Annotated in this window: 20 protein-coding genes, 1 tRNA gene and 2 pseudogenes; 20 read left to right on the forward strand and 3 right to left on the reverse strand. The window is 51.5% G+C overall.

What is annotated here, in order from left to right:
• Positions 1 to 15 precede the first annotated feature (15 nt).
• Positions 16 to 5,991, forward strand: coding sequence for an amino acid adenylation domain-containing protein (locus tag ACFSOY_RS00405; RefSeq protein WP_386043225.1), 5,976 nt, complete (start codon positions 16 to 18; stop codon positions 5,989 to 5,991).
• A 73-nt stretch (positions 5,992 to 6,064) separates the two neighbouring features.
• Here ACFSOY_RS00405 and ACFSOY_RS00410 read toward each other — a convergent pair whose 3' ends face one another.
• Complete coding sequence (locus tag ACFSOY_RS00410) at positions 6,065 to 6,265, reverse strand: hypothetical protein (RefSeq protein ID WP_386043227.1); 201 nt, start codon at positions 6,263 to 6,265, stop codon at positions 6,065 to 6,067.
• Between the two features lie 427 nt (positions 6,266 to 6,692).
• Between ACFSOY_RS00410 and ACFSOY_RS00415 the strand changes: the two are divergent.
• The 13 genes and pseudogenes from ACFSOY_RS00415 to ACFSOY_RS00475 all read left to right on the forward strand — a co-directional run.
• A pseudogene (locus ACFSOY_RS00415) lies at positions 6,693 to 7,160 on the forward strand (AAA family ATPase); the annotation flags it as partial.
• On the forward strand, positions 7,160 to 7,384 hold the full coding sequence (locus ACFSOY_RS00420) for a hypothetical protein (RefSeq protein ID WP_386043229.1): 225 nt from the start codon (positions 7,160 to 7,162) through the stop codon (positions 7,382 to 7,384). The pseudogene ACFSOY_RS00415 and the gene ACFSOY_RS00420, both read left to right, overlap by 1 nt.
• A gap of 187 nt (positions 7,385 to 7,571) precedes the next feature.
• Entirely contained in the window at positions 7,572 to 8,147 is a 576-nt protein-coding gene (locus ACFSOY_RS00425) for a hypothetical protein (protein WP_386043231.1), read from the forward strand.
• Complete coding sequence (locus ACFSOY_RS00430; RefSeq protein WP_386043233.1) at positions 8,134 to 8,802, forward strand: HNH endonuclease; 669 nt, start codon at positions 8,134 to 8,136, stop codon at positions 8,800 to 8,802. The genes ACFSOY_RS00425 and ACFSOY_RS00430 overlap by 14 nt, the downstream gene beginning before the upstream one ends.
• Positions 8,803 to 8,901: 99 nt before the next feature.
• Positions 8,902 to 9,015, forward strand: a pseudogene (locus ACFSOY_RS00435) (HNH endonuclease); the annotation flags it as partial.
• A 34-nt stretch (positions 9,016 to 9,049) separates the two neighbouring features.
• Positions 9,050 to 9,361, forward strand: coding sequence for a hypothetical protein (locus ACFSOY_RS00440; protein ID WP_386043235.1), 312 nt, complete (start codon positions 9,050 to 9,052; stop codon positions 9,359 to 9,361).
• Positions 9,362 to 9,455: 94 nt separating this feature from the next.
• Positions 9,456 to 9,785 (forward strand): hypothetical protein, encoded by a 330-nt coding sequence (locus ACFSOY_RS00445; protein WP_386043237.1) that lies wholly within the window; start codon positions 9,456 to 9,458, stop codon positions 9,783 to 9,785.
• Between the two features lie 239 nt (positions 9,786 to 10,024).
• Positions 10,025 to 10,372, forward strand: coding sequence for a hypothetical protein (locus tag ACFSOY_RS00450; RefSeq protein WP_386043239.1), 348 nt, complete (start codon positions 10,025 to 10,027; stop codon positions 10,370 to 10,372).
• 24 nt (positions 10,373 to 10,396) lie between these two features.
• Positions 10,397 to 10,714 (forward strand): hypothetical protein, encoded by a 318-nt coding sequence (locus ACFSOY_RS00455; RefSeq protein ID WP_386043241.1) that lies wholly within the window; start codon positions 10,397 to 10,399, stop codon positions 10,712 to 10,714.
• Positions 10,715 to 10,889: 175 nt separating this feature from the next.
• Entirely contained in the window at positions 10,890 to 11,375 is a 486-nt protein-coding gene (locus ACFSOY_RS00460; protein WP_386043243.1) for a hypothetical protein, read from the forward strand.
• A gap of 12 nt (positions 11,376 to 11,387) precedes the next feature.
• Complete coding sequence (locus ACFSOY_RS00465; protein ID WP_386043245.1) at positions 11,388 to 11,675, forward strand: DUF3850 domain-containing protein; 288 nt, start codon at positions 11,388 to 11,390, stop codon at positions 11,673 to 11,675.
• Between the two features lie 13 nt (positions 11,676 to 11,688).
• Positions 11,689 to 11,964, forward strand: a complete 276-nt coding sequence (locus ACFSOY_RS00470) for a hypothetical protein (protein ID WP_386043247.1) — start codon at positions 11,689 to 11,691, stop codon at positions 11,962 to 11,964.
• A 79-nt stretch (positions 11,965 to 12,043) separates the two neighbouring features.
• Positions 12,044 to 12,562 carry an ArpU family phage packaging/lysis transcriptional regulator gene (locus ACFSOY_RS00475; protein ID WP_386043249.1) on the forward strand — a complete coding sequence of 173 codons (519 nt, stop codon included), beginning with the start codon at positions 12,044 to 12,046 and terminating at the stop codon, positions 12,560 to 12,562.
• Between the two features lie 214 nt (positions 12,563 to 12,776).
• On the opposite strand, the gene ACFSOY_RS00480 is transcribed toward ACFSOY_RS00475, so the two are convergent.
• Positions 12,777 to 13,388, reverse strand: coding sequence for a hypothetical protein (locus tag ACFSOY_RS00480; RefSeq protein ID WP_386043251.1), 612 nt, complete (start codon positions 13,386 to 13,388; stop codon positions 12,777 to 12,779).
• A gap of 649 nt (positions 13,389 to 14,037) precedes the next feature.
• On the opposite strand from ACFSOY_RS00480, the gene ACFSOY_RS00485 reads away from it, so the two are divergent.
• The 3 genes from ACFSOY_RS00485 to ACFSOY_RS00495 all read left to right on the forward strand — a co-directional run bounded on the left by ACFSOY_RS00485 (position 14,038) and on the right by ACFSOY_RS00495 (position 14,816).
• Positions 14,038 to 14,112, forward strand: a tRNA-Ile gene (locus ACFSOY_RS00485).
• Positions 14,113 to 14,255: 143 nt separating this feature from the next.
• Positions 14,256 to 14,549, forward strand: coding sequence for a hypothetical protein (locus tag ACFSOY_RS00490; protein ID WP_386043253.1), 294 nt, complete (start codon positions 14,256 to 14,258; stop codon positions 14,547 to 14,549).
• A 51-nt stretch (positions 14,550 to 14,600) separates the two neighbouring features.
• Positions 14,601 to 14,816 (forward strand): hypothetical protein, encoded by a 216-nt coding sequence (locus ACFSOY_RS00495; protein ID WP_386043255.1) that lies wholly within the window; start codon positions 14,601 to 14,603, stop codon positions 14,814 to 14,816.
• Positions 14,817 to 14,843: 27 nt separating this feature from the next.
• Here the strand turns inward: ACFSOY_RS00495 and ACFSOY_RS00500 are convergent, their stop codons facing one another.
• Entirely contained in the window at positions 14,844 to 15,587 is a 744-nt protein-coding gene (locus ACFSOY_RS00500; protein WP_386043257.1) for a Cthe_2314 family HEPN domain-containing protein, read from the reverse strand.
• A 96-nt stretch (positions 15,588 to 15,683) separates the two neighbouring features.
• Here ACFSOY_RS00500 and ACFSOY_RS00505 point away from each other — a divergent pair, with 96 nt between their 5' ends.
• The 3 genes from ACFSOY_RS00505 (at position 15,684) to ACFSOY_RS00515 (ending at position 17,175) form a co-directional block, all read left to right on the forward strand.
• On the forward strand, positions 15,684 to 16,007 hold the full coding sequence (locus tag ACFSOY_RS00505; RefSeq protein ID WP_386043259.1) for a hypothetical protein: 324 nt from the start codon (positions 15,684 to 15,686) through the stop codon (positions 16,005 to 16,007).
• Positions 16,008 to 16,074: 67 nt separating this feature from the next.
• Positions 16,075 to 16,227: a hypothetical protein gene (locus tag ACFSOY_RS00510; protein WP_386043261.1), complete on the forward strand. Its 153-nt coding sequence runs from the start codon at positions 16,075 to 16,077 to the stop codon at positions 16,225 to 16,227.
• 660 nt (positions 16,228 to 16,887) lie between these two features.
• On the forward strand, positions 16,888 to 17,175 hold the full coding sequence (locus tag ACFSOY_RS00515; protein ID WP_386043263.1) for a hypothetical protein: 288 nt from the start codon (positions 16,888 to 16,890) through the stop codon (positions 17,173 to 17,175).
• Positions 17,176 to 17,432: the final 257 nt, after the last annotated feature.

The raw sequence follows: 17,432 nt of genomic DNA on the forward strand, positions 1-17,432 counted from the left end.
GGAGGAGGTTCTTGAATGTCTGCCAATCGATTAAAAGATCGCCTGTCGAATCTGACCCCGGAAAAAAGAGCGCTCCTTGAAAAGCTGAAAAAGGGCGGCTTCCAGGAGACTTCGGAGAGTGACGTCATCCGTCCCCGCGACGAGCAGGGTCAGGCTCCGCTCTCCTTTGCCCAGCAGCGGCTGTGGTTCCTCGACAAGCTGTTGCCCAACCGCAGCGCCTACAACATACCAGGCGGCATCCGGCTGAAAGGCAACGTCAAAATAGAAGCATTGGAAAAAAGTTTCGAGGAGATCCTCCGCCGCCATGAAGTGCTGCGCACCCGCTATGAGACGGCGGACGATGTGCCGGTGCAGATCATCGAACCTGCCGGTCCCTATCATCTCGAAGTGGTTGATGTGCGCGAACTGCAGGGCGCGGCGCGGGATGCGGAGATCGACCGCTTGTATCAGGCGGTCAACAAAGGAGTTTTCTCGCTGGAAGAAAGCCCGCTTCTGCGCGCCAAACTGATTCAAACGGCCGATGATGAATATGTGTTGGCGCTCTGTGTGCACCACATCGCTTTTGACGGCTGGTCGGCCGGTCTGCTGACCAAAGAGCTGGCCGCTTTGTACCACTGCTTTGCCCACGGGCTGCCGTCCACACTGTCGGAGCTGTCGATCCAATATGCCGATTATGCGCTCTGGCAGCGCAAGTGGCTGCAAGGAAAAATGCTGCAGAACCAGCTCTCCTACTGGAAAGAGCAGTTTCAAGGCGCGCCGACACTGATGTCGCTGCCGACCGATCGTCCTCGCCCGGCGGTGCAGTCCTACCAAGGGATGAGAACTTCGTTCGTGCTGCCATCAGAAATGGCGGTGCGGGTGAATGAGCTGTCCAGACAGCAAGGGGTAACCCCGTTCATGACCTGGCTCTCCGTCCTCTCCACGCTGTTGATGCGCTACAGCGGAGAGCAGGACATCGTCATCGGTACGCCGGTCGCCGGTCGCAACCGCATCGAGCTGGAAAACGTGATCGGCTTTTTCGCCAACACGCTGGCGCTGCGCATCAACCCTGCCGAAGCGGTCAGCTTTTCTGATCTGCTGCGCCACGTGCGCAAAGTTGCGCAAGGCGCATACTCACATCAGGATCTGCCGTTCGACCGCCTGGTGGAAGAGCTGCAGCCGGACCGCGACCTCAGCCATCATCCGCTGTTCCAGGTCATGTTCGCGTACCACAACTATGAAAATCCGGATCTGGTGCTGGAAGATGTCGTGCTGACGCCGACCGAGATCGACAGCAACACGACCAAATTCGACCTGTGGTTCTCAATGTCTGAACATGCGGACGGCGTGTTCATCACGATCGAATACAACACCGACATCTTCGAGGCGGAGACGATCGAGCGTCTGAAAGGCCATTTCCAAGTGCTGGCCGAAGCCGCCCTGCAACAGCCGGAACGGCCGATTGCCCACCTTGAGCTGCTCACCGAAGCGGAGCGCGAGCAACTGCTCGTCGAGTGGAACCGTACCGCCGTGGAGTACCCGCGCATCGACAGTCTGCATCAGCTGCTCGAAGAGCAGGTCGAGCGAACGCCCGACGCCATCGCCTGTGTGTTCGAAGGCCGCGAGCTGACCTACCGCGAACTGAACGCCCAAGCGAACCGACTGGCCCATCATCTTCGCTCGCTGCAGGTAACGGCTGACACGGTGGTCGGGATCTGTGCCGAGCGCTCCTTGGAAATGGTGATCGGGCTGGTGGCGGTCTTGAAAGCGGGTGGCGCGTATCTGCCGCTCGATCCGGGCTATCCAAAAGAGCGGCTTGCCTTCATGATCGAAGACGCCAACCTGAGCATCATGCTCACCCAACAGCATCTGGCGGATGAACTGCCGCAGCATGACGCGCACGTCATCCACCTCGACCAACTCGACACCTTGCCCGCCGGACAAAGCGGGCAGAACCTGCCAAACATCGTCGCTCCGGACAATCTAGCCTATTTGATCTATACGTCAGGCTCAACCGGCAAGCCGAAAGGGGTGATGGTGTCGCATCGCGGTGTGATCAACCGCCTGCAGTGGATGCAGGCCGAGTATCGCCTAGATCAAAAGGATGCCGTCTTGCAAAAGACGCCGTTCAGCTTTGACGTTTCGGTCTGGGAGTTCTTCTGGCCGCTGATCACGGGCGCGAAACTGGTCGTCGCCCGTCCGGACGGCCACCGGGACAGCGCGTATCTGGTGCGTTTGATCGGCGAGCAGCAGATCACGACGCTGCATTTTGTACCTTCGATGCTTCAAGTTTTCCTCGAAGAAAAAGACCTGTCCGCCTGCAAGAGTGTCAAGCGAGTCATCTGCAGCGGAGAGGCGCTGTCTTATGAGCTGCAAGAGCGTTTCTTCTTGCGGATGTCGGCGGAGCTGCACAACCTGTACGGCCCGACGGAAGCGTCGATCGACGTCACCTATTGGCAGTGCTGCACGGACAGCAGACGCCGCTCGGTTCCGATCGGGCGTCCTGTCGCCAACACGCAGCTCTATTTGCTGGACGAGCATTTGCAGCCGGTGCCGATCGGGGTGCCGGGCGAGCTGCACATCGGCGGCGTCCAAGTGGCGCGCGGCTACTTGAACCGCCCGGAATTGAGCGCTGAGAAATTTATTGCCGATCCGTTTTCTGGCGACCCTGGCGCCCGCCTCTACAAGACGGGCGACCTCGCCCGCTACCTGCCGGACGGCACGATCGAATATATAGGCCGCATCGACCATCAGGTCAAGTTGCGCGGCCTGCGCATCGAGCTCGGTGAGATCGAGGCGGTGATCGCGCAGCACGAATCAGTGCGCGAGGCGGTGGTGATGGTGCGCGAAAATGACAAAGCGGATCAGCGTCTGATCGCCTATGTCACGCGAAACTCCGACTATCAGGCAGCAGAGGCGCCCGTTCAGGAAAGCTCACTCAAAGCAGAGCAGGTTGCCAACTGGCAGCTCGTATTTGACGAGACCTACCGCCAGACGACAGGCGAGGATGAATCGGAATTCAACATGGTCGGCTGGAACAGCTCCTACACGGGTGAACCATTAAGCCGCGACGAGATGAAAGAGTTTGTCGGCAGCACCGTCAACCGGATATTGGAACAACGACCGCGCCGGGTGATCGAAGTCGGCTGCGGCACCGGGTTGTTGCTGTTCCCGATCGCGCCGCACGTCGAGCAGTACCTCGGCACCGACTTCTCTGCTGTCGGCTTGAACTTCATTCGGCAGCGTTTGGCGCGGATGGAGCGCACGCTACCTGTCGCCTTGGAGCAGCTTTCCGCCGATCAGCTGACAGAGCTGGAAGCAGGTTCGTTCGACACGCTGGTCATCAACTCGGTCGTGCAGTACTTCCCGGGTGTCGACTATCTGCTTCGCTTCCTCGACGGCGCTATGCGCCTGATCGCCCCAGGCGGCTGTATCTTCCTCGGCGACATCCGCAGCCTGCCGCTGCTCGAAGCGTTCCATACTTCGGTTCAACTGCATAAAGCGGCCGATGAGATGACGGTTGAGCAGTTGCGGTTGCTGGTGCAAAAAATGCTGGCCGAAGACGAGGAGCTGAACATCGACCCGGCGTTTTTCGATGCGCTGCTTCGCGTATACCCGCAGCTGTCCGCTGTGGAAGTGCTGCTCAAGCGCGGCCGTCACCACAACGAGCTGAACCAGTTCCGCTATGACGTGATTCTTCGCGTCGGCGCAGGGACACAGGCGCAGGATACGCTGTGGCTGGATTGGGCGGCCGACGGCTGGAACGTCAGCCTGCTCGAACAGGCGCTGCAGGAATCGGCGCCGGACCAATTGGTTTTGCGCGGGGTTCCGAATGCCCGTCTGGAAACGGAGCGCCGGGCGCTGACGCTGTTGCCGAGGTTCGACGGCAGCAAGACGGTCGGTGAACTGCGTCGGGTGATCAAGGAACAGGCGGCTCCTTCCGCTGTCGATCCGGAAACGCTGTGGCAACTTGCCGAAGCGTGCGGCTATGAGCTTGAGATCATGCCGAATGCCTTTCAGCCTACGGCCTTCGATGTGCGGTTCACGAAGCGGGGGAGCGCTGCGCCGCAGCTTGTTTCCGAAGCGGCCGCCACGCTGGAGCCTGCTGCTCCTACCGATTTCCGACAGTATGCGAACAACCCGCTGCACGCCAAGATCTCCCGCCAACTGCTGCCGGAGTTAAAAGCGTATGCCAAAGGGAGGCTGCCCGACTTCATGGTGCCGACCCACTATTTGCTGCTGGAGGTGCTCCCACTTTCTTCCAATGGCAAAGTCGACCGCAAAGCGCTGCCGATGCCGGTGCTGACGCTGTCCGATACTGCGGTTGCCTACGAAGCGCCGCGCAACGAGATCGAGCAGACGCTGGTGCAGATCTGGGAAGAAGTGCTGGGGGCGGAGCAGATCGGCATTCGTCAGAACTTCTTTGAGATCGGCGGCGACTCGATCAAAAGCATTCTCGTCATCTCCCGAGCCTACCGTGCCGGTCTGGAACTGACGCCGCAACAGCTCTTCCGCAACCAGACGGTCGCCGATCTGGCCACGGAGGCTGTCGTGCTGGAACAGGCGCAGGAGGTGGAAGCGACGGAGGATACATCGTACGACTATCCGCTGGTCAAGCTCAACCGATGTGACCTGCACGAGGCGGTCGGAGAGGAGCTGGAAATCGAGGACGTGTATCCGCTGTCGCCGATGCAGCAGCATATGTTCGAAGAGCTCCACGCCAATCCGGAGCCCGGCCTGTTCTTTGTACACCGCTTTGGCGTGATGCAAGGGGAATTGCGGCCGGACCTGCTGGCTCAAGCTTGGCAGATCACGGTGGATCATCATGCCCACCTGCGCTTGCAGATCGCCTGGGAAGGGCTCGTGCAGCCGGTGCAAGTGGTGGCGAAGCAAGCCAAGGTCGACTTTGAATATCAGGATTGGAGCCATCTCAGCGAGGAGGAACAGGAGGCCGGGATTCAGCGCCACCTGGAAGACAAGTGGAACCAGTGCATGGACTACTTAAAGCGGCCAACCCCGTGGTCGATGCTGTTCGTTCGAATCGGCGAAGACCTGTACCGCGGAGTCTGGAGCAACTCCTACTTGTTCATGGACGGCTGGAGCTACACGATCTTGAACAACGAGGCGTTTAACAACTACAGCGCGCTGTGCGAAGGCAAGCCGATCGTAGTCGCGGAGGGGCGCACCTACCTCGAATACGCCGTTTGGCGCATGAACCGCGACCTGACCCCGGCCCAAGCGCACTGGGTGGAAAATCTCAACGGCTACACCGAGCCGGTGCCGTTTTTGGAAAGCATTCCGGGCAACCGGATCGGCAGCGAGGAAGGGTTCGGCCGTCAACAGCAGTTCCTGTCTCTTGCGACGACTGAAAAGCTGCACCGCTTGGCGCGCTCACACAAAGTGACGGTCAACGTGCTGATACAAACGGCATGGGCGCTGTTGCAAAGCCATTACAGCGGCAGCCGCGACATCGTGTACGGCGTGGTCTCATCTGGACGCCAGCCTGCCTTTGCCGGCATCGAGACGGTCGTGGGTCAGCTGATGAACATGCTACCGCTGCGCATCGTGATCGATGAACAGCAGTCGGTGCAGGAGCTGTTGCAGCTCGTGCAGGAACGCCAGCTTAAATTGTCCCAGTTCGACATCACGCCTCAGCGGAAGATTCGCGAGTGGATCAACTGGCCGCATGAACGGCACATGTTCCAAAACTTTATGGTCTTCCAAAACCTCGGCTCCTTCGCCTCCACGCTGGACGGCTTCATGAACGACAAAGAGATCTACGGCTTGTCCTCTCCGCCGCAGAAGAACGATTTCATCGCTCGCATGGAGCATCCGCTGCGCTTTGACGTGTTTATCGGGGAGCAGATCGAGCTTTACATGTCGTATTACCGCAAGTACCTGACCGACGCCGCAATCACCCGCGTGATCAGCGATCTCGAAGCGATGATCGAGCGCATGACGGCCGACTTGGCACAGTCGGCGGGAGAACTGCTGATAGGTGGCAACGACTGAAAGCACGAGGGGATCTCAAGATAACGATCGCTTCAATTCTACCTGAGCAGCGCACCAAGGTGGCCGACCTTCCTCACTGAGCTTGCTCAGTGAGGAAGAGGAAGCCGTGTTTCTCAACTTGGCGAACAGTGCGGCAATCGACGATCTTCGTTATGACAGCCATAGCCTGGCGCTTGAAGCGTCTAGGCGGGCGCTGGAACAGATGGGCTTTCAGGCCGAAGAGGTCGATATCCTCATCCTGCTCCGAAGCCGCGTGACAGCCCTGTTGCAGCATGGAGCTCTATGCTGCTGCAAATGGCCTAGAACAGCTACAACCTGCGAAACCTAGCCTGATCCAGATAGCACTGCAAAAGTGATGAAAAAGCGAGCCCTCATCTAGGCGGCTCGCTTTTTTTGTTCAAGTAACCCGACCATCCGCTTCCCGCTGAATTTTACAAGTATAGCAACGAGGGTTGTTCTTTTGGCTCTTATACAAAGGAGAACTAGAGCCGTTCTTTTGCCCCGTGACATTCACCCATCCCATTCCGCCTACATAGGCTATAGCACAGTCTTTTCAAAGCGAGGTGGAAAACAACGTGATCAGGAGCGGTCAGAAGCTGCCGAACCAGCGTGATTCGGTCGATGTGATCGACCAATATCGCAATGGTGAAGTGGCGCTGAACGAAGCATTACGGCGATTATACGGAACGAACAGCTCGAATGTGCGCAGAGAAGGGAACCGCTCAACACAGTCGGAGACACAGCGCTTCCAGCAAATTTTGAACGAGCTCGATACGATGATCGGCCTCAAGCAAGTCAAGACGTTGGTCAAAGAGATCTACGCTTTTGTCCAAATTCAGCAGAAGCGGGCGCAGGCGAAACTCGCCACAGAGCCGATCGTGTTGCATATGATCTTCAAAGGCAATCCAGGGACAGGTAAAACGACTGTAGCGCGCATCTTGGCGAGATTGCTTCGCGAGATGGGGGTGCTTTCAAAAGGCCATCTGGTGGAAGTCGAGCGTGCAGACTTGGTGGGGGAATACATCGGACACACCGCGCAAAAAACACGCGACCACATCAAAAAGGCGCTCGGCGGTATTATGTTTATCGACGAAGCGTACTCTTTAGCGCGCGGCGGTGAAAAGGATTTCGGAAAAGAAGCGATCGACACGATGGTTAAAGCGATGGAATGAAATATTATACCGCTTCTGCGGAGGATCTAAAGGAGCCAAAGTGGGGAGGGGAGAGCTTCGAACCCAAGTGGCGCGGGCTTTCTTCCGACTTGGACAAGCTGGTCATGATGTACTGGTACGATCTCATGACTTTCGAGGAAATGGCGGAGAATGCAGGTACGCACTGGTGGACCATCAAGGAATTGTTCAAACAATATGATGTTCCGAGAATGACGATTTAAGAGAGAGCTAGATATAAAAGGGAGATAGATTACCCTAAATTGTATCAGCTCCATCTGGTTGATGGGCAGAGCCTCCAAGCAATTTATCGTGAGCATGGGTATTCGCCTGCTTATATAAGACAAGTTTTACGAGAAGGCCAAGAGAAGGAATCTTGTCCCTCAGATGGAATGTAAGGAGCAAAACCATTTGGGGAAGGGGATTCGCTTGCCTACATCGGAAAGACGAAAAAGTAGAGGGAATAGTTGGTCTAGAGGTAAAGGTGAACCTGGTCTTATCGGTCGGAAGAAAGTGGACTGGTCCATCTTTGAAGAGGGGACGACGATTCCTCAAAATGTTGTACAGTTCTTTTCTCGAGCGAATGATGGGAGGATGCCCGAGCGCGGGGAAGTGTTTTACATCACGCTGGTAGTGGATGAGAAAGAGTATAAAGCAGAATTGCACAACAAGAAGCGCCAAGGGTCTGATCTCACGCAAATTCGGTATGACTCGAACAAAGAGTTACGCCAGGTCTTTCTTGAACAGTTCCAACGAAGTTATGCCTATATCAAACCAGAGCGTGAGAGGCTGCTTGCGATGGGGCGGAAGCCATCTGTTGTGGTACCTGATCCAATCGCGGAGTACCTGGAGTTCCATGAAACTACCGGTCCGTTCCGTTATCACGTGGAGCTGGTCCACTTTGGTGGGACACTTCCATCTGAAAGTAAGTGCTCGCGGAAAATCAGATCAGTTGACTGGAGATCTGCCAGATGTGAAATCAAATAGCGCATCTCCGTGGCAAAGAGACGAGCTGATTCTTGCACTTGATTTGTACTTCAGGCACCATCCATCTACATTGCATAAAGATCACAGGGAGATCATCGGGTTAAGTCGACTTTTGAACGAATTGCCGATCCATAAAGAGCGCGGGGAGAAGTTCCGGAATCCAGCTGGCGTCTTTAAAACTGTCTGGACGTTTGATATATATGATCCAAACGGGACAGGAAAAGGCTTTTCCCACCCATCTAAATTGAGTGAGATCGTCTGGAACGAGTATGCAAACGACCCCGCAAATCTTCAACTGGTTGCTCGTCGAATAATCAAAGGATTAGACTCGGATCAGTTTGATAGTGCAATCAATAATGATGAGGAGATCGAGTTTCCAGAAGGAAAAATCCTGTTTCGGATGCACAAATACCGCGAGCGAAGCAGCAAGGTTGTACAACAGGCTAAGCAGGAAGCCCTTGAAAACGGTCGCCTTCACTGCGAAGTATGCGGATTTGATTTCGTGAAGGTGTACGGAGAACTTGGAGAGGGATACATCGAGTGTCATCATACCCTTCCCATCTCTGAGTACGAGGAAGATCAAAAGACAAAGGTAGAGGATCTGTCCTTGGTTTGTTCGAACTGTCACAGGATGTTGCATCGAAGAAGACCGTAGCTTGGTACGGAGGAACTGAAGCAGCTACTTTATCAGAAGGACAGATGAGTACGTTTGTCCTTTTCAAAAAACACATAAAATTAGGGGCTAGCTCGTGAAGGCGAAGATACCGTAGAGAATACGATTGCATTGTGTCCGAACTGTCATAAGAAGATGCACATTTTAGATTTGCCGGAAGATGTGGAAGCACTGAAACGAAAAGCCATAATTTGAAAGAAGATTTCAAAATGATGGAAAGGGGTGTCGTATGAAATTCGAATTTGAAAAATACGATCACTTTTTTGCTGAGAAGATCGAAATGATGAAAGAAAAAGAAAGCGATGACTATAAGCTGAGATTGCTGAATCGCATCACCTCGTCAATGGATGCAGCAAGACTATTGATCGGGGAAGGATTTTTTGTTGAGGCCCCAGCGTTACACTGTGTAGCGTTTGAACATTCGGTTCGACTCGCGTATGTTGATCAGAACCCGAATATTTTTCAGGAAAGGCCGAATGCATTCAAGATATTAGTCTTCGGTTTGGAACTAAAAAAAGACCCTGGAAAAAGTAGACCCTGAATTGCAACCACTTTATCATCTATACAGTGGTTTCGCACATGCGGATACATTAGGGTTAATTCTTGAAACGAAGGAATACGACGAAATCTCAAGGATGTTGCAAGTTTTTATGTCCTTCTTTATTCTACTGTTGTTGGTAGATGTCTACCCCGATGTAAAAGCGACCATGAATGGTGAACAATTACTCCAGATTATGCATTTTATCATCAGTGAATTAATTACGAAATATGCTCCTACATTATCCGTAGAAGAAATGAATTCTTTGAACCAAATCGACTTTAGTGAGATCACTGCTAGCGAAGAATTGAACTCATTTTGGGATGATTTGAGAGCAGCAACAGAATCAGGAGAAGAAGTGAGCGACTTTATGGAAGCTTTGGTTCGAGAACACTTTGGAGACATTATTGATAATAAAAAATCATAAACAGAAAGCCACCTCGCTCTGCAGACTGAGGTGGTTTTTTGTATTAAATACGGAAAAAGTATGTCAGATGAACAACGAAACAACATCTTTAATTGTTTGTGGTTTTGATAGAGTTTTGTTGTTTGTCTATTTCAAACATCTCTTGATTGTAAATATACGGATGGGTAGAATTTATAGACGACCTGCAGTTGTTGGACGGGAAACTCGTTATGAACCTCGGGACAGAGGAAAATGACGTCATGGTAACGAGGGGATATGATGGACTGCCGAACAAGTACAACACATTGGACATCGGACCCGCGCTGGTGGTCGGAACGGTGGAGCTGACAGATGCACAGCTGGAAAAGATCCAATCCGAGTACCAAAACGGTGGGGAGTGCGGTTGGTGCGGGAATGTTGCATCAATGTTGAGGCCGCCACACATGTTTGATTATGGCAAGAATGGGGAGCGGATGTGCAAGATCTGCTGGAACCACGACCGGCAGATGTATCTCGGCGCCAACGGTGTAGACATTGGACTGTTTGATGAGGACGACAAATCGGAGTCCTGTACGAGTTGCAGCAAGTATTTGGCGGAGGAGGCATAGAAAATCGAAGGGGAGCGATAAGAGATGAGCGAGCAAAAGAGTCTTATGGCGCAAGATCTACGACTGTACCGTGTTAACGACGAGTTCTCGGACTGGTACATTGCAAGATCGGTGGACGAAACAATCCGAGGTCATATCGACACCTACGGAGTAGCTCCAGAAGATGTTTGCGCGGCTGACGTGACCTGTTACGAGGAGGACCAAGACTTCACGCTGACCACATTGAACGACGACGATTCGCAGGTTAAAGATACGAAAAAGGTACGCGAATGGCTGGAAGATTGGTTGACGAAGCATGACGTGCACGAGGTACCGTACCATTTCGCCAGCACAGAAGCATAGAGGGGCGGGATACCAAGTGAAATAAGATGTATGGGAGATCAGTGAATGCGGGGAATACGAAAGCCGCGTCGCTAGTGATCTGGAACAGAATACCGCGCAACTGATGATCGGCATTGCACCTCCGAATCTGAAGCGATACATGGTGCCAGCAGAGGCAATGTGAGGGGGGGATACCATGAACGCCAAACAGATCATCGAGGCACTGCGGCAACGCCACAGCCAAGAGAACGCAGGTGTGAAGGAGTGGGCGTTCTTTGAGGAGTTGCGCGTGACGACTGGTCTCAATCCATTGAGTACACGGCACCGCGATTACCGCTTGGATAAATCCAAGGCGCAACGGATCGATGCCTGGGTGATCAACTGCTATCCGTCGAAAAACTTCTTGCGTGTCGCCTACGAGGTGAAGGTTAGCCGGTCGGACTTCCTGCACGAGATCAAACATCAAGAAAAGAGACAGCAGGCGCTCGCTCTGTCCAATCAATACTTCTTCGTGGTACCGAAGGGACTGGTGAAGCCAGAGGAAGTCCCGGAAGAATGCGGCCTGATCTACGTAGACGGTAATCAGCGGGCGCGAGTTGTGAAACAGGCACCGATGCGTGAGACTGCACCACCTGATTGGGGCTTTCTCTGTTCGATCGCGCGGCGGTCGCAAACAGGATAGGAGGAGTAGACGATGAGCGAGGAGAGACAACTCGGCTCGATTGTATTCCATCACCTGAAAACGTGGCCGGAACACTTTGAAGCAGTTACACATCCTGACCCAGAGCGCCGCAAGACGGTAGAGATCAGATATGATGATCGGAAGTTCTCTGTCGGGGATATTTTGCACCTGCACGAGTGGGACCCTGTGACTGAAAACTTCACGGGGGAAGAGACAATTCGGCGTGTGACACACATCTTGAAAGGGCAACCGTGGCTGCCCGAGGGGTATGTTGCTCTGTCGATCAGGAAAGTAGTCTGAGGGGTGGGATACCATGAGCGAGCAAAAGAAACGCTGGACGGGTGTACTGATTGGCGAGACGATCAGCGCCGAGTTCAACACCCGAGACATAGTCACATTGGAGAGAGGTCGTGAAATCATCGATGGTTTCATAGGGGAAATCGAAAGCCGCGGATTAAAAGGCATGTGGTACCACGGAATTCTCGGTGTAGACATTGCCAACCGAAACGAGATCAAGAAGATCCAAACGAAGTGGGCAAACAACCAATGTACCTGCAATCGCCAGAAGAACTGCCCGGTTTGCGCATAACAGCACCACCGCCATGAGAGCGCAGTATGCGACTCTCTTTCGGCGTTTCAAATAGACCACATGAGAGGGAGAGATAAATATGCAACTGACATTTGACCTGCCGAGAGTTGACGAGAGAGCTACCCGAGCTGCCGTAAAGAAGGCAATCGAGCAGTACCATGACTACCGGAAGACACTTGATTGCTCAGCAGCACCTCTGCACCTCGTAAAAGGGATCAAGGGACCGAGTGCAAACACGACAGTAGCTCGACCGGACACGGATGCCGACCTGATCCGATCGTCGCACCAACGCACCGCCTACGCCGACATGGTAGAGGTAGCGGAACGCCTGCAACAGCACCAAGCGTGCACAATCGCCATGATGGACTATGTCAATGCAGTAGAGCAAGCTGTAGTAAACCTGCCGGAGTATGAGCAAAAGGTCATGAGATCAACGCTTATGGTGGATAAGCGTAAACGTCGCAAGGATACCGTTATCTGGCCGGAGCTCGGGCTGTGTAAAAATGACTACTACGAATGCAAGGAAAAAGCCGTGCTACGAATTGCTTTTGCGCTGCGGATCGAAGTCTACGAGTCAAAAGGGGACGACGCGGCGTGATCAGGGAAAAAACGCGGACTTTTTGCGGAGTTTTCAGGGAGAAAGTCAGGGAAAAAAATCGTGTCAACCTGTTGTATTATGGTATCAAGGAAGCTCAGGCAGACAGCGAGGGAAGACGCCGACGAGCTCCTGACGATGGATAGACCGCTTGCAGATCATGACGATCAAGGCAGGCGGTCTATCTTTTTAGTATGTAACATTACCGCACATAACATTACTCAGTGCAATCAAAGACGGCAGCAATGTAGTCTTTGTACTTCATTCCTCGTCCAGACGCGTGCGGCCAAGCGAAGCCAAAATGATGGAGAAACGCTCTATCAGTGTCAGTGATCCTTGTATGATCTCCTTTTTTCATAAGCTCATTGGTTATGTTTGATGCAAGGTGAGGTCGTCGCGCATGTTTAGAGCCAAGTAGCACAATATCTCGCATGTCTGGTTGTAAGTCGGGTGTCACCTTCGGCCAATCGCATGGCAAGTCGATCCGACCGACAGCAGGAGGCAGCTGCAAATCCATCACCATCTCGACGATATCGGGAGAGTGCTGCTCTGCGTTCGCAACGGGGGACAGTTTGCTTCTCAGCTCGCAGTTTTCCGCCTCCAGTTGGGCGACCAAGGCATTCAGACGCTCAATTTCGGCGAGCAATGCCAGATCGGGCCGCTTTGAGTGGATAAACGCCGTGAGATCGGCATCGGTGATCTCGTAGCCAGACTTACGTTTGGTGATGGTCCCTTTCAACTCGCCGGATCGGAGCCAGCGGCGTACGGTCTGCTCGGAGTCTGTGATTCCATGTTGAGCCAAGATCGCGAGTACTTCGGTAACGGTCATCGTGATCCTCCTTATCGTTTCGTAGAGTAACATTACTTTGGGTAATGTTACATAGTGTTATATTATATATTGTAACGTATGAAATATTAATGTTGCAACGTGTAATGTATCGCAATGTAATATTATATTCTGCAACATAAGAAACGTAGCGGGCCTATAGCACAGATTGTTAGAGCAGCCGCTTTGTAAGCCTACGGTTACGGGTTCGAGTCCTGTAGACGGCACCATAAGAAAAGACCACCTGCCGCGAAACCGCGTATCAGATGGTCTTTTCGTTATTCGATTGCTCTATGACTGGTTAAGTTTGATCGATTTGGTTTTTGCATTTATATCTAAATAACACTCGGAATGGTTAATTCTAACAACATCCTCCGAGAGCTTGATATTGGACCATATATATCCATCTTTTAAATCATACCAAACCGCATTTGTATCATTGTCAAAAAATTTGATTTGACAATATGTGCTCTTGTAAATTTTCCAGCCCAAAACTTCATAGTACTCATTCGTCTCTGTCATGAATGTATCTCCCCTGTATTAAAGTTATCATCAGTATATCACAAATAAGTGTCTTGTTTGACAGTTATTTATATAAGGAACTGATTAAACAACTCATGAAAAAGCGACTACCATCTAGTGGTCATTTCGCGGGCCTATAGCCCAGCGGTAGAGCGGGCGGCTCATAACCGCTTGGTCGCAGGTTCAAATCCTGCTGGGCCCACCAAAATATGCATAAATGAATATGTGTCGAAGCTATTTGGATTATCAGCTAGAAACAGGACGAATTATTCAGGTAATTCGTCTGCGGTCAGATAATTTCATTTTATTACTTTGTGATAAAATTATAAAAATTGGAGGTTGATCTGAATGAAGAAAGTGATCTTGGCTATTACTCTCGCTGCGGCATTGTCTGGAGTTGCATTCTCAACTACTGGAAATACGGTAAAAGCTGCAGGCAACGATCATCAATGGACGGTCTCAAATCAGTTTAAATCAGATTATTGGAAATCTGAAGATGTTTATGTGAATGGTGTCCTGAAAAGATGCACCATCAGTTTAGTGTACATTCGTGATTATGCAGAGTGTCTCACTCACCCTGGCGAGGTGAATATCAGTCAATGGTACCTATACGGTGAGAGTCACTCACTTAGTCACATTTAGGGTTACGGTCATTCCCCTCGAAGCTCATCACTGATGTGGTGGGCTTTTTGTATGGGCTCAATAATCGAAAAAGGGGAGAAGGTGATGACTGCAGCGGAAGCTCGCAAGCTCAACAAAATGGCAGAGGAGATCCGCCAGACCGCCGCGACACCACGCTGTCAGCTCGGTAAGCCATGCGAGTGGTTGGTGCCTGCAGGAGCGGGGAAGGCGCTCTGCGGGACTGTGCGGTGCGTTGATCAGGATGGGTGGAGTGTAGAGAGGGCATAGAAAAACCAACCCACGCCGAGTGGTTTTTTAATCTTTTCGAGGGATATGCTGTTTCAAGGCACCAACAACATCCACGATCAGTTGAAAGGAGTCGTACATCTGCTCGTGAGTTGTTTTGGAGTTGCGATACTCGCCGATGCCTAAGCTAATTTTTTGCTTAATTACGCTAATTCCTGACGTGACCATTGTGGCTGGGTGGTTATGTGTAGTGTCGTTTCGTGTACGATCCGCTTTTTTAAATATGCTTGAGCGTTTAATTTCCAAAAGGGCTCGGCGAAGTGCAGGGTTAACAGTTTTGAGCTTGTTTATTGCTGTTTTGAATGAGACGTTTTCGTTCTTGTTTTCGTCCAATGTCAAGCCGTAACACTGGAAGACAATATGTCCAACAGTATCGAAAGTTGAAAACAACTTGTAGTAGTAAACATCAGCGTAGTAATCGAACATGATCTTTCGAGTTGTATGGGCGGGCTCAGTGAAATGTGGAAACAGATCATACGAGTTACCCGCCTTACCAGGTGAAATGAAGTGTGGATCGTCGGGGATACCTTTCTCGTAGTAAAAAGTAGCGAACACATAGCTCATTTCCACATCGGTAATTCGATCCCAGAGGATTTCCGCCCAGTGGGCAATTTGCTCGTTAATCATCCAGATTCGGTAAGGATTCTCTCGAAGCTGATACTGGAATTGATGAGACGAATATGTAAGGGTACGAAGCGGAATTTGTTGATATATGCGTTCGTAGTCTTCTGTTGTTGGATGTTCAGAAAGCATAAAACCACTCCTCATCTCCTTTTATTTTACTTTTCTACACGATGAAGGAAATTACCTCTTGTAGGAGTAGTTGTAAGTTGGAAGGGGGTGGATGAGATGACTAAGGACGAGATTCTTCGTGAAACACTACTCTTTCTACAGGAAAATCCTGAAACGAGTATTGATAGCATCCACAGTAATATTAAGAACATCTTAGCTAAACAAGAGAAGTACGGGACAGTCACAACAGGCAACCAATTCATGAGAACAACTCAATTTGTTGACCTGACAAATGAAGTTGCGCTCAACATCAATGTGGTAATATGGGATCTAATTGCGGAGCGGGTCCTGACACCAGGTGTAGACCGATCTAATTTGAAATTTCCGTGGGTGCATGTGTCAGACAAAGAGAAACTTAAGCAAAAGATCAGAAGTTCGTAGGACACCCGGTTGGGTGTCTTTTTTGTGGCAATGGCAATAGCAGTCATTGAGGTGGTGAGATGACCTAATGGCAAAGGCAAGATACAGCGACGAACAGAAGGCAGAAGCGATCCGCATCGCCCAGGAATCGACGGCGGTGGAAGCTGAACGCATCACTGTTATCAAGGCGATGACGATCAGGAGCTGGCTGTCACGATTGGTACAACAAGACGATCGCTGATCTGGCGCTCCTCCTTCGGATCAGCAGGGGGAGAGGAGTGAGGGGAAATTTTGTGCGCAAACAGTGCGCCAATTCATCCAACATCCTATGTATGATGATAGTGTGAAGAAGTTAAGGCGCAGGAACGCACCAGACGATGGATAAAGAGACCACTTAGGTACCTAAATACCAAGCGGTCTCTTTTTGTAATCATTGATTCGGTTTCTTGACCCATTTTCCGTCTTTGTCTTTCACGACCTCATCACCTTGGCCGTCGTACGATGTTTCGCCTTTGCCATTGGGGTTGGGCTGAGTACGAACAGGAGGAGTGGCTGGAGATCCTGTGGTAGTCGGTGATGGACCGGCAGATGGTGACGGGTTGGTTTCGGGCATTTGGAACAACTCCTTTGAAAAGTGATCAGCTCTAGTGTTGTCTAATTGTAAAGAGTTATCCCAGCATGGGCCTATAGCTCAGTTGGTGGAGCAGCTGGCTCATAACCGGCTGATCGCAGGCTCGAATCTTGCTGGCCCACCAGAATATGCATAAATGAATATTGATCAGAGATTACTAGACGGTCGACTAAAAATCGATAGCTATATCATCTGTATCAGTGACAACCCCAAATTCAAAAGATGATCGTCTCTGTTAAGATAATTACAAACATAAAAGGGGTGACTGTATTGAAAAAAGTTGTCTTAGCTCTAACCTTTGCTTTAGCGCTGTCAGGTGTTACGTTTGCCACAACCAATCAAAGAGCGGAAGCAGCAACGGGCCACAATTGGATGTCCACGATGCAGTACAAAAGTGAGGCTGCCGAGTTGCACTTCCCGTACGTAAATGGACAAGTGAAACAATGTACTATCTATAATCAATATGTTCGTGATTACGCTGAGTGTGTTAACCATCCTGGCGAGGTAGAAATCGGGGCGTGGATGTTTAATGGTCAAACCCATTCTCTATCTCACTAGAAGTTGCATTTGCTCTCATGAAGTCCATCTCAAATGAGGTGGACTTTTTTGATGCAGAAAGGGGACCGTCTGATGAAACAACCAATAAACCGCAGACAACTCGACCGCATCGAGCCGGAAGTCCGCCAGATTGCCTCTACACCACGCTGTCAGCTAGGTAAGAGGTGCGAGTGGCTGATTCTTGCGCGGCGGTAAAGCACTCTGTGGCTGTGCGGTGCATGGATCAAGACGGGTGGTCGGCGGAGCTGAGGGCATAG

The organism is Tumebacillus lipolyticus (assembly GCF_042682745.1).
GTDB lineage: Bacteria > Bacillota > Bacilli > Tumebacillales > Tumebacillaceae > Tumebacillus_A > Tumebacillus_A lipolyticus.